Origin of the sequence: Kitasatospora sp. NPDC056531 (assembly GCF_042794375.1) — a bacterium.
GTDB lineage: Bacteria > Actinomycetota > Actinomycetes > Streptomycetales > Streptomycetaceae > Kitasatospora.
This window is the reverse complement of record NZ_JBHTTU010000079.1, coordinates 19,483-31,174: the sequence shown is the minus strand read 5'-3', so window position 1 is coordinate 31,174 and position 11,692 is coordinate 19,483. Positions and strand designations below refer to the sequence as shown.

Here is an 11,692-nt window from a genome sequence, read left to right as displayed (position 1 = left end):
CCAGCCGGGGCAGCCACAGCTCCATGGCGGCCGCGCTGCGGGTGTTGCCCATCTTCCGGGCGAGTTCGGGCACCGACGGGTCGGTGAGGGTGCAGACCACCTCGTTGTCGGCGGGCAGCCGCTTGCGGGTGACGCCGCTGGCGACCATGTTGACGTCGCAGAGGATGGGCGCACCGGCGTGCAGCGCCGCGCGCGCCGAGGCGACCACGCCGGGCGAGTACACCAGGTCCTCGACCAGGTCGACCATTCCGCAGGCGTGGATCATCCGCACCGCGACCTGGGAGACGTCCGCCGGGAGGGCGGCCAGATCGGCCTCCGCGCGGATGGTGGCAAAGGACTGGCGGTAGATGGACGCGCCGTCCTTCTCGTACTCGATCACTTCGTGGTCCTCCTGGCCTCGGCGACCGCCTCGGCCATCTGCTCGTTCCTCACGTCCACGGAAGTGCCCGCGGTCGTGGCCGGCCCGTTGACCGTCACCCGGTAGCCGTGCCCCGTGGCGAGCACGTCCACCCACCGCCCGGCCGGGTGGCCGCAGCGTCGCTCACAGCCGGACCAGTGCACCGGCAGTCCGCCCGGCCCGGGCTCCCCCGGCCCGGACGCCAACACCCGCGCGGCGTCCGACTCCAACGCCCGCGCGGCGTCCGCCCGGACGTCGGCCAGCGACTTGGCGCAGCCCGGCAGCCCGGTGCAGGCGGTGGCCCGCTCCCAGGCAGAGCCGGGCGCGGTACGGAAGCCGGCGGCTTCGAGCGCGGGCAGCCGATCGACCGGGGCGCCGGGCAGCACCGCGCCGCGCCAGGGGGTCAGCCGCAGCTCGCCGGCGGAGGCGGCGACCAGCGCGCGCCACTGCGCGGCGCTCGCCCGCCCGAAGCGCATGCCCACCGAGAGCCCGCCGGGCAGCGCGCCGACGACGGGCGCCGCACCGGTGGCGGCGGGCAGCGGCAGCGTACCGGCCGGCAGCAACTCGGGCACCTCGCGCAGGTGCCAGGCCTTGCGGCCGCTGGTGCGCAGCGCGTCCAGGAAGGTGCGGGCGGCGTCCAGGACGGCCGTCACCTCCTGCCCGGGCTCGACCGGGCGCCCGGCGGCGGCGCGCCCGAGGCGCAGTACGGCGGGCCCGTCCGAGGCTGCGATCAATGTCACATCGGCGTCGAGCGCGGCGACGTCACCCCGCCCGTCGTCCAGCGCGAACAGGAACTTGCCGGAGAGTGCGGACGCCCAGTCGCTCGCGCACAGCCGCGCGTCCAGTTCCCGTACCCAGGCCTGCACATCGGCCGAGTCGGCCGGGCCCAGGCCCGCCAGGGGCGAGGCGACGATGTTGCGCACCCGCTCGTGCGTGTCCGAGGGCAGGAGGCCGACGACGCGCAGCCGGTCGGCGAGTTCGGCGCCGCAGTCCGAGGCCAGGCCGCGGAGTTGGACGTTGCCGCGCGAGGTGGTCTCCAACTCCCCGTCGCCCAGGGCCTCGGCGGCCTCGGCCAGGGCCAGCGCCTGACGGTCCGTCAGCAGGCCGCCGGGCAGGCGGACCCGGGCGAGGGCGCCGTCGTCGGCCGGGTGCAGACGAAGTGCCCCGGGGCAGGCGTCGGCGCGCCCCCGGTCGGGCACGGTGGCGCCCGGCGCGGTGGCGTCGGGTGTCGGTGGCATGGCGGCGAGCATACAGATGATCCGATCGGTTGCCTCCGTCCGCTGCATCACACCCGGCGTCACCCCGCAGCGCTCCCGGCTCACGCCCCGGCTCCCGGGCCCGCCCCCACACCCGCCCGTACGCCGCCCCCGCGCCGGACGTGGCGGAGCTCGCCCTCCCCCAGGTCAGCCGCACCCCGTACGATGCTGCCGGGCGGTCCCAGCGGACCGTCCGCACGCCAGCGACGGCGCAGGGGAGGAAACCGGTGCAAGCCCGGTGCGGTCCCGCCACTGTGACCGCGGCTCACCGGGAGACCGGTCGGCCGCGGGAGCCAGGAACTCCCGCCGTCCTCCACCGGCCCGGGGCGCGGACCCCGAGGAAGGCAGAAATGCACCCCCGCTGTCGCATGCCCGCACCCGTGCCCCCGGCCACCACCACGGCCACCCTGGCCACCGACGAGGCCGGGAGGGCCTTCGCATGATCCTGCTGCTGTCGACGTCCGACACCGACCTGCTCAGTGCCCGCGCTTCGAACGGCCCCGTCCCGTACCGGCTCGGCAACCCGGCCCGGCTGTCCCCCGAGGACCTGCCCGCGCTGCTGGAGGGCACCGAGCTCGTGGTGGTCCGCCTGCTCGGCGGGCGGCGCGCCTGGCAGGAGGGCCTGGACGCGCTGCTGGCCGGCCCCCGCCCGGTGGTCGTGCTGACCGGTGAACAGGCCCCCGACGCCCAGCTGATGGAGCTGTCCACCGTCCCGGCCGGCATCGCCGCCGAGTCGCACGCCTACCTCGCCCACGGCGGGGCGGCCAACCTGGCCGAGCTGGGTGCCTTCCTCTCCGACACCGTGCTGCTGACCGGCCACGGCTTCGCCCCGCCCGCCTCCGCCCCGGCCTGGGGCCCGCTGGAGCGTGAGGAACGCGTCAGCGAAGGCCCGACGGTGGCGGTGCTCTACTACCGCGCCCACCACATGAGCGGCAACACCGCCTTCGTCGAGACGCTCTGCCGGGCGATCGAGGACCGGGGCGCCCGGGCCAGGGCCTACTACTGCGCCTCGCTGCGCGGTGCCGAGCCCGAACTGCTGGCCGCGCTCGGCGACACTGACGCGATCGTCACCACCGTGCTGGCCGCCGGCGGCACCCGCCCGGCCGACGCCCAGGCCGGCGGCGACGAGGAGGCTTGGGACGCCGGCGCGCTCGCCGCCCTGGACCGCCCGATCCTGCAGGCGCTCTGCCTCACCTGGTCGCGCGCCCAGTGGGAGGCCAGCGACGACGGCCTCTCCCCGCTGGACACCGCCACCCAGGTCGCGGTTCCGGAGTTCGACGGCCGCCTGATCACCGTCCCGTTCTCCTTCAAGGAGCTGGACGAGGACGGCCTGACCGTCTACGCCGCCGACCCGGAGCGCGCCGCCCGCGTCGCCGGCACCGCCGTCCGGCACGCCCTGCTGCGCCACACCCCGGCCGCCGAGCGCCGCCTCGCGCTGGTGCTGTCCGCCTACCCGACCAAGCACGCCCGGGTCGGCAACGCCGTCGGCCTGGACACCCCGGCCAGCGCGGTCCGCCTGCTGGACCGGCTGCGCGCGGAGGGCATGGACCTCGGGGACGACCTCCCCGCGTTCGATGACGAGGGCGGCCACGAGGGCGACGCGCTGATCCACGCCCTGATCGCCGCCGGCGGCTACGACCAGGACTGGCTGACCGAGGACCAGCTGGCCCGCAACCCGGTCCGCATCCCCGCCGCCGACTACCGCCGCTGGTACGCCACGCTCCCCCAGGCCCTGCGCGAGCAGGTCGAGGAGCACTGGGGCCCGGCCCCCGGCGAGCTGTACGTCGACCGCTCGCAGAACCCGGACGGCGACATCGTGCTGGCCGCGATCCGCTCCGGCAACCTGCTGGTGCTGATCCAGCCGCCGCGCGGCTTCGGCGAGAACCCGGTCGCCATCTACCACGACCCCGACCTGCCGCCGAGCCACCACTACCTGGCCGCCTACCGCTGGATCGAGGCCGCGCAGGAGGACGGCGGCTTCGGCGCCCACGCCGTCATCCACCTCGGCAAGCACGGCAACCTGGAGTGGCTGCCCGGCAAGACCGCCGCGCTGTCCGCCGAGTGCGGCCCGGACGCCGTCCTCGGCGACCTGCCGCTGATCTACCCCTTCCTGGTCAACGACCCGGGCGAGGGCACCCAGGCCAAGCGCCGCGCCCACGCCACCCTGGTCGACCACCTGGTGCCGCCGATGGCCCGCGCCGACTCCTACGGCGACATCGCCCGGCTGGAGCAGCTGCTCGACGAGCACTCCAACATCGCCGCGATGGACCCGGCCAAGCTGCCCGCGATCCGCGCCCAGATCTGGACCCTGATCCAGGCCGCCAAGCTGGACCACGATCTCGGCCTCGACGAGCGCCCCGAGGACGACGGCTTCGACGACTTCCTGCTGCACGTCGACGGCTGGCTCTGCGAGGTCAAGGACGCCCAGATCCGCGACGGTCTGCACGTCCTCGGCCAGGCCCCGGCCGGCACCGACCGGGTCAACATCGTGCTCGCCATCCTGCGCGCCCGGCAGATCTGGGGCGGCGTCAGCGCGCTGCCCGGTCTGCGCGAGGCGCTCGGCCTGGACGAGGCCGCGCTCACCCTCGGTGCCACCGACGCGGCCGAGGCGCAGGCCCGCGCCCTGGTCGAGGCGATGGAGGCGCAGGACTGGGCGCCCGAGGCGGTGGAGAAGGTCGCCGCCGGGCTGCCGGAGGCCGTCCGCGAGGTGCTGACCTTCGCCGCCACCCAGGTGGTGCCGCGCCTGGCCGCCACCACCGACGAGCTGGACGCCGTACTGCACGCGCTCCAGGGCGGCTTCGTTCCGGCCGGGCCGTCCGGATCGCCGCTGCGCGGCCTGGTCAACGTGCTGCCGACCGGCCGCAACTTCTACTCCGTCGACCCGAAGGCCGTACCCAGCAAGCTCGCCTGGGAGACCGGCCATGCGCTCGCCGCCTCGCTGATCGAGCGCTACCGGGCCGACAACGACGGCGCCTACCCGCCCTCGGTCGGGCTCTCGCTCTGGGGCACCAGTGCGATGCGCACCGCCGGCGACGACATCGCCGAGGCCTTCGCGCTGCTCGGCGTCCGACCGGTTTGGGACGACGCCTCGCGCCGGGTCACCGGCCTGGAGCCGATCCCGCTGGACGAACTGGGCCGCCCGCGCATCGACGTCACGCTGCGCATCTCCGGCTTCTTCCGGGACGCCTTCCCGCACGTGGTCGCCCTGCTGGACGACGCGGTGCGCCTGGCCGCCGCCCAGGAGGAGGCCGACGCGGACAACTTCGTCCGGGCCCACGTGCAGGCCGACCTCGCGGTGCACGGCGACGAGCGCAAGGCCACCGTCCGCGTCTTCGGCTCCCGCCCGGGCACCTACGGCGCGGGCCTGCTCCAGCTGATCGACAGCCGGGACTGGCGCACCGACGCCGACCTGGCCGAGGTGTACACGGTCTGGGGCGGCTACGCGTACGGCCGCGGCCTGGACGGGCGCCCGGCGCGCGAGGAGATGGAGACCGCGTACAAGCGGATCACCGTCGCCGCGAAGAACACCGACACCCGCGAGCACGACATCGCCGACTCGGACGACTACTTCCAGTACCACGGCGGCATGGTGGCCACCGTCCGCGCCCTCACCGGCAAGGCACCGACCGCCTACATCGGCGACTCGACCCGCCCGGAGACGGTCCGCACCCGCACCCTGACCGAGGAGGCCGCCCGCGTCTTCCGCGCCCGGGTGGTCAACCCGCGCTGGATCGAGGCGATGCGCCGCCACGGCTACAAGGGCGCCTTCGAGATGGCCGCGACGGTCGACTACCTGTTCGGCTACGACGCCACGACGGGCGTGGTCGCGGACTGGATGTACGAGAAGCTGACCCAGGAGTACGTCCTCGACCCGGTCAACCGGGAGTTCCTGGCCGGCGCCAACCCGTGGGCGCTGCACGGGATCAGCGAGCGCCTGCTGGAGGCGGCCAGCCGCGGGCTGTGGGAGCAACCTGACCCGGAGCTGATCGAGCAGCTGCAGGCCGCGTTCCTGGAGACCGAGGGCGACCTGGAGGGCGACGAGGGCTGATCTGTCGAGGGGCATGAAGCCACCGTGTTCGAAACGTGGTGTTCCCGTCATCCATTCGGGTGACGGGGCCACTGGTGGCGTTCGGCGCCCAAGCGGACAATACGGGGCATGTCGCGCCGCATCGCTCACGCACGCCAAGCCCTGAGCACGACCGCCGCCCCGACCGCCGACTCGACCCGCGATTCGGCCGCAGCCCCGGCCGGCGATTCGGCCGCAGCCCCGGCCGCCGGCGAACGGCCGCGCCGGTACCGGGCGCGGTTCGGGGCGCTGGCGGCCGGGGCGGTGCCGGTGCTGGCGTTCCCGGCACCGGGGCAGGCCTGGCTCGCGTGGATCGCGCTGGTCCCCGGGCTGCTGCTGATGCAGCGCGCCCCGTCGGGGCGGGAGGCGTCGGTGCGCGGCTGGTGGTTCGGGGCGGGGTTCATCCTGACCGCGATGTACTGGTTGGTGCCGTCCATCGGCCCTGCGCTGCCGGTGCTCGCGGTGCTGTTCGGGGCGCTGCAGGGCGCGGTCGGCTACGCGGTGCACCGGCTGTTGCACCCGGCGCTGACCACGCGTCGGGCGCTGCTCGCGCTGCTGGTCGTCCCGGCGGTCTGGGTGACCACCGAGTACGCGCGGTCCTGGCCCGCGCTCGGCGGGCCCTGGGCGCTGCTCGGCGCCACCCAGTGGCAGCACCCGGCGATCCTCGGACTGGCCTCGGCGGGCGGGATCTGGCTGGTCAGCGCGGCGGTCACGGCGGTGAACACCGCGGTGCTGATCGTGCTGACCGCGGTGCACCGGCAGCCTCGGGCGGTCGCGGCGCTGACCGCCGTGCTGCTGCTGGCCGCCGGTCCGGTGCTGTTCGCGCTGCGCCCGGCGCCGATCCGCACCGGCGCGGTGACGGTGGCGCTGGTCCAGCCGGGCATCGTGGAGGACCCGCAGGCCCGGTTCGACACGAGCGCCCGAACCACCGCCGCCCTGGTCGGGCAGCCACTGGACCTGGTGGTGTGGGGCGAGAGCAGCACCGCCGCCGACCTGGACCACGAGCCGGTCGCCCTGGACGGGCTGCGCCGGCTCGCGGCGACGACCGGCGCCGAGATCATCGCCGGGGAGGACGCCCGCAAGGCCGACGGGCGGATCTCCAAGGACGCGGTGCTGGTCTCCCCGGCGGGCGTGGTGGACCGCTACCGCAAGATCCGTCTGGTGCCCTTCGGCGAGTACATCCCGTTGCGCCCGGCGCTCGGCTGGATCGCCGGGGTCAGCCGGGCGGCGGGCGAGAACCGGGCGCCCGGCAGCGCCTTCCACGTGCTGCCGGCCATCGACCGGGCGGGCGGGCCGCTGCCGGTCGGCGCGCTGATCTGCTTCGAGTCGGCGTTCCCGGACATGGCCCGGACGGCGGCGCGGGACGGCGCCCGGGTGCTGGTCTACCAGTCCTCGACCTCGACCTTCCAGCACACCTGGGCGCCCGAGCAGCACGTCGCGCTGGCGGCGATCCGGGCCGCCGAGACCGGGCGTCCGGCCGTGCAGGCCTCGCTGACCGGGGTCTCGGCCGCCTTCGACGCCCAGGGCCGGGAGCTGGCCCGGCTCGGCACCGACCGCACCGGGGCGCTGACCGTGAAGCTGCCGCTCACCGCGCCGGGGACGATGACCTGGTACGACCGGGTCGGCGACGTGGTGCCGATGGGCGCGCTGCTGGTCACGACGACGGCGGCGGCGGCGGGCAGGTGGCGCTCGCGGGCTTCGCGGCGCTCCGCTCAGCTCCCCGCCGTTTAGCGCCCGCCGCTCAGCCGCCCTCCGTTCAGCGCCCGCCGCTCAGCCGCCCGCCGCTCAGCCGCCCGCCGGGGCGGTGTAGACGCCGAACGCGGCGCCCTGGGCGTCGCGCAGCACGGCGATCCGCCGGCCGCCCGGCATCGAGTAGGTCGGCATCAGCACCTGCGCGCCGAGGGCGACCGCCCGCTCGACCGTGTTGTCGACGTCGGCGACCGAGAAGTACGGTAGCCAGTGCGGCGGTACCTCCGGTGGGAAGTTCTCGCCCATCACCAGCATGCCGCCGAAGTCCTGGCCGTCCAGGCCCCACTGGGTGTAGTGCTCGGACGGGGCTACGGACCAGGCGAAGACCGCCGGGTAGAAGGCTCTCGCGCCGGCCGGGTCGCGGGTGAGCAGTTCCACCCAGCCGAGCGAACCGGGCTCGTTGAACACGTCGGCACCCGGGAAGGCGCGGGCCTGCCAGAGGATGAAGGCCGCGCCGGACCGGTCGGCGGCCACCGCGAAGACGCCGAGGTCGAACACGTCGCTGGGCGCCTTGAGGATGCGGCCGCCCTCGGCCTCGATCCTCGTGGCGGTGGCGGCGGCGTCGGCGACCGCGAAGGCCACCGTCCAGGCGATCGGCTGCTGCGGCGCGAACCGCGGGGTGATGGCGGCGGCCGAGGCCTCGCCCAGGAACATCTGGGTGTAGCCGTCTGCGTCCGGGCGGATGTCACCGTCGGGACGCCAACCGAACAGCTCTCGGTAGAAGGCCGTGGCGGCGACCGGGTCGGAGGTGCCCAGCTCGACCCAGCACGGGGCGTTGGTGGTGACGGTGGTCTGCTTCATGGCTCTTGCTCTCCGGCTGCTTTAGCTGATTGCTCGTCAAATATTGGTTGGTTCAGGAGACTTCGAGGACGATCTTGCCGCGGGAGTGCCCGGACTCGACCGCGGCGACCGCCGCGGCGGCACGGTCGAGCGGATAGCGGCCGGTGACATGGGGGTCCAGGTCACCGGTGGCGACGAGTAGGGCCAGGGCGACGAGGGTCTCGGAGGTGGTGGAGCGGGCGACATAGCGGCCGCCGAGTTCGGCGGCGACGGTCGGGTCGGCCGTGCTGACCAGTTCGGTGCGCTCGCCGATCACCCCGGCCACGGCCTTCAGGGCGTCGCCGCCGACCAGGTCGAGGACGCCGTCGACGCCGTCGGGGGCCGCCGTGGTGATCCGCTCGACGACGCCGTCGCCGTAGCGGACCTGGGTGGCGCCGAGGGACTCCACGTACTCGCGGTTGGCGTCGCTCGCGGTGCCGAGGACGGCCAGACCCTGGCTGCGGGCGATCTGGGCGGCGGCGCTGCCGACCCCGCCGGCGATGCCGAGGATCAGCAAGGTCCGCCCGGCGCCGAGGGCGAGTTGGCGCACGGCGTCGTCGGCGGTGGCGACCGAAACGCAGAGCGTCGCGGCCCGGTCGAAGCCGACGGCCTCGGGCTTGAGGGCGCTCAACTCGGCGCGCAGCAGGGTCTGTTCGGCGAAGGCTCCGGCGGCGGCGAGGCCGAACACCTCGTCGCCCGGGGTGAACCCGGTGACCCCGGGGCCGACCTGCTGCACCACACCGGAGGCTTCCTGGCCCATCACGGCGGGAAGTTGGCGCTCGCGGCCGAGGAAGCCCCGGCGAACTTTCCAGTCCACCGGATTCACCCCGGCGGCGCGGACTGTGATCGCCAGTTGGCCGGGGCCGGCCTCCAGCGTAGGACGGTCGAGGAACTCCTGCGTCTCCGGTCCGCCGTAGTCGATGAAGCCGAATGCCTTGGCCATCGGTGATCCCACTCCTCGGGTAGCGGCCTGCGGCCCCTTGCTCCCCCGCCCCAGCATGCGGGGCAGGGCGGGGTGAGGGCGGGCGCTGGTGGGCCGAACGGGGATGGGCGGAGGGCGGGCGGGGGTGAACGGGGGCGACGGAGGGAGCGAACAGAAGGCAGTCGACAGATAACAGATTTCGAAATCTGTTATCTGTCGACTGTTAGTTGTCGGCTGTTCTCTGTCAGCTGTCAGCCGCCAGCCGTCAGGCCCGCACGGCCCGCGCCACCGGAATCCAGAGCTCCGCCTCGGCGTCGCCCGCCCCCGGGACGAAGCGGGTCTTCAGGACCTCCGGGCCCGGCCGGGCCTCGTACGGGTTGGACGGGAACCACTGACTGGCCACGTCCCCCCACATCTCCTGCAGCGCCTGCGGGAACGCCCCCTTGTTGGTGAACACGGCCCACGTCCCGGCCGGGACGTGCAGGACCTCCAGGTCGTCCGGGACGACGGCGTCCTCGCGCGCCACCACCGCGTGCCAGTAGTCGAGTTCGGACCCCTCCTCGCGGTTGGGCGAGAAGTCGTCGGTCACCGAGACGATGCCGTCCGGCTCCTCGCCGGTCAGGGCCGCGATCCGCTCGACCGTCTCCGCCCCGAGCCCCTTGATGAACTCGGCGATGTGCGGGTTGACGCCCAGGTAGATCAGGGGCACCCGGGCCTTCCGGCCGACGATCCGGAAGTCCGGCTTCTCGACGATCCGGTATTCCATACTGCTGCTTCCCTCCACGATGAGTCGGAAGGACATCCGGGGCTGGGAGGTGAGCACCGCACCGTCACGCCGGGCCTCCCCCGGCCCGACCCCGTGCATCGATCGGAACGCCCGGGCGAACGCCTCGCCCGAGGTGTATCCGTACCGGACCGCGATGTCGAGCAACGTCCGCTCGCCGTCGAGCACTTCGGCCCCGGCGACGGTCAGCCGCCGACGCCGGACGTACTCCGACAGCGGCATCCCGGCGAGCATCGAGAACAGCCGCCGGAAGTGGTACTCCGACGTCATCGCGATCCGCGCCAGTTCGGCCACGTCGATCTCACCGGCCAGGTTCCGCTCGATCCGTTCCATCGCCCGGTTCAGGTGCTCCAGCACACCGACCCCGTCCTTCCCTTGTCGATCACTACCGTAGGAAGGACCCACCTTGCCGCACCCGACAATCGGTGCCCGCTGCGGTCGGGCACCGATTGCCGGGCGACCGGCGCGGACCCGGGGTCAGACCAGGCCCTGGGCCCGGGCTCGCAGATCCGCTCGATGATCCGGGCGTCGAGGAGTTCGGGGCGGTGGGCGAGCACCGGGGCCAGGGTCTCCAGTACCTCGTGGACGGCCTGGTGGAACTCCACCTCGCCCTTGTTGCGACGGACCACGTCCGCGTAGAGGGTCTCGATCGCGCGCTGTTCGGCGTCGAACCAGGGCTGGGATGCGGGGCTGGAGGTGGTGGTGGCGCGGCTCGTGGGCATCTGGTCAGGACCTTCCGTGGTTGTCGGTGGTCGTGCGCGAGGCGTTCCCGTGCCCAGGAAACGGGACGGAGTCTCGCAGTGTCCACACCTCGACTCCGATCCCTTCCACATGCTGGAACGCCGGGCGGGAACAGGCGGGACGGGTGTGGTGTTGTCCGCCTCCGTAGTCGGGTCGGTCACCGGCAGTACCCAGTTGTTCAAATTGGAACAGCAGAGTACGGTCGACATCCGATCCGCCCGGATCCATCCGGATCCGGAGCGATCCAACCCGGTCCACCCCCGATCGACGGAGGCCCGTCCATGCCTCAGCCCGGCGCCGCCACGGTGCGCTCGCGCGTGCGTATCCCGCTGACCTTCCCCGACGGCTACCGCGCCGACGCGGAGGTCTTCACCTTCCACGGCCTCTCCGACGGCGCCGAGCACCTGGCGCTCGCCCTCGGCACGGTCCCGGACGGCGGGACGCCGCTGGTGCGGCTGCACTCCGAGTGCCTGACCGGCGACGTCTTCGGCTCGGACCGCTGCGACTGCGGCCCGCAGCTGCGCGAGTCGGTGGAGCGGATCAGCGAGGCCGGCGGCTACCTGCTCTACCTGCGCCAGGAGGGCCGGGGCATCGGGCTGTACAACAAGCTCGACGCGTACGCCCTGCAGGACTCCGGGATGGACACCTACGACGCCAACACCGCGCTCGGCCTGCCCGAGGACGGCCGGGACTACACCGCGGCCGCCCAGATGCTCGGCACGCTCGGCGCCACCGGCATCGACCTGCTGAGCAACAACCCGGACAAGGCCGCCCAGCTGGCCGAGCTCGGGGTCACCGTCCGTCACCGAGTGCCGACCGGGGTCCACCTGTCGGCGAGCAACGTCCGGTACCTGAAGGCGAAGGTGGAGCGGACCGGGCACTCGATCGAGCTCTCCCGGCTGGTGGGCTGACGGCGGGCGGTTGGCAGCTGGCAGCTGGCAGCTGAGAGCCGACGGCC

General features: G+C 73.9%; 8 protein-coding genes, 1 pseudogene and 1 riboswitch. Of the genes and pseudogenes, 3 read left to right on the top strand and 6 right to left on the bottom strand.

Going from position 1 to position 11,692, the window contains the following annotated elements; translation table 11 throughout:
- Both ACFQ87_RS36165 and ACFQ87_RS36160 read right to left on the bottom strand, forming a co-directional pair.
- Positions 1 to 379, bottom strand: a 379-nt coding sequence (locus ACFQ87_RS36165) for a precorrin-8X methylmutase (RefSeq protein ID WP_380615168.1), incomplete at its 3' end; no start/stop codon positions are given.
- Positions 376 to 1,635, bottom strand: coding sequence for a cobalamin biosynthesis protein CobG (locus tag ACFQ87_RS36160; protein ID WP_380615167.1), 1,260 nt, complete (start codon positions 1,633 to 1,635; stop codon positions 376 to 378). The genes ACFQ87_RS36165 and ACFQ87_RS36160, both read right to left, overlap by 4 nt.
- A 235-nt stretch (positions 1,636 to 1,870) precedes the next feature.
- Positions 1,871 to 1,956: riboswitch (cobalamin riboswitch) on the top strand.
- A gap of 136 nt (positions 1,957 to 2,092) precedes the next feature.
- On the opposite strand from ACFQ87_RS36160, the gene cobN reads away from it, so the two are divergent.
- Entirely contained in the window at positions 2,093 to 5,701 is a 3,609-nt protein-coding gene (gene cobN / locus ACFQ87_RS36155; RefSeq protein WP_380615166.1) for a cobaltochelatase subunit CobN, read from the top strand.
- Positions 5,702 to 5,809: 108 nt separating this feature from the next.
- Positions 5,810 to 7,450: an apolipoprotein N-acyltransferase gene (gene lnt / locus ACFQ87_RS36150; RefSeq protein WP_380615165.1), complete on the top strand. Its 1,641-nt coding sequence runs from the start codon at positions 5,810 to 5,812 to the stop codon at positions 7,448 to 7,450.
- Positions 7,451 to 7,504: 54 nt separating this feature from the next.
- On the opposite strand, the gene ACFQ87_RS36145 is transcribed toward lnt, so the two are convergent.
- The 4 genes and pseudogenes from ACFQ87_RS36145 to ACFQ87_RS36130 form a co-directional block, all read right to left on the bottom strand.
- A complete protein-coding gene (locus ACFQ87_RS36145; RefSeq protein ID WP_380615164.1) occupies positions 7,505 to 8,269 on the bottom strand; it encodes a VOC family protein in 765 nt (254 codons plus the stop codon).
- Positions 8,270 to 8,321: 52 nt separating this feature from the next.
- On the bottom strand, positions 8,322 to 9,230 hold the full coding sequence (locus tag ACFQ87_RS36140) for an NADP-dependent oxidoreductase (protein WP_380615163.1): 909 nt from the start codon (positions 9,228 to 9,230) through the stop codon (positions 8,322 to 8,324).
- A gap of 244 nt (positions 9,231 to 9,474) precedes the next feature.
- The gene (locus tag ACFQ87_RS36135; RefSeq protein WP_380615162.1) at positions 9,475 to 10,350 is read right to left on the bottom strand and encodes a GyrI-like domain-containing protein; all 876 of its coding nucleotides are present in this window, start codon (positions 10,348 to 10,350) and stop codon (positions 9,475 to 9,477) included.
- A gap of 140 nt (positions 10,351 to 10,490) precedes the next feature.
- Positions 10,491 to 10,715 (bottom strand): annotated as a pseudogene (locus ACFQ87_RS36130) (hypothetical protein); the annotation flags it as partial.
- A gap of 300 nt (positions 10,716 to 11,015) precedes the next feature.
- Between ACFQ87_RS36130 and ribA the strand changes: the two are divergent.
- Positions 11,016 to 11,645, top strand: coding sequence for a GTP cyclohydrolase II (gene ribA / locus ACFQ87_RS36125; RefSeq protein WP_380615161.1), 630 nt, complete (start codon positions 11,016 to 11,018; stop codon positions 11,643 to 11,645).
- The last annotated feature ends 47 nt before the right edge of the window (positions 11,646 to 11,692 follow it).

Coding starts and splice junctions, on each gene's coding strand:
- ribA (WP_380615161.1), top strand. CDS start 11,016: ATGCCTCAGCCCGGCGCCGCCACGGTGCGCTCGCGCGTGCGTATCCCG.
- ACFQ87_RS36160 (WP_380615167.1), bottom strand. CDS start 1,635: ATGCCACCGACACCCGACGCCACCGCGCCGGGCGCCACCGTGCCCGAC.
- lnt (WP_380615165.1), top strand. CDS start 5,810: ATGTCGCGCCGCATCGCTCACGCACGCCAAGCCCTGAGCACGACCGCC.
- ACFQ87_RS36145 (WP_380615164.1), bottom strand. CDS start 8,269: ATGAAGCAGACCACCGTCACCACCAACGCCCCGTGCTGGGTCGAGCTG.
- cobN (WP_380615166.1), top strand. CDS start 2,093: ATGATCCTGCTGCTGTCGACGTCCGACACCGACCTGCTCAGTGCCCGC.
- ACFQ87_RS36140 (WP_380615163.1), bottom strand. CDS start 9,230: ATGGCCAAGGCATTCGGCTTCATCGACTACGGCGGACCGGAGACGCAG.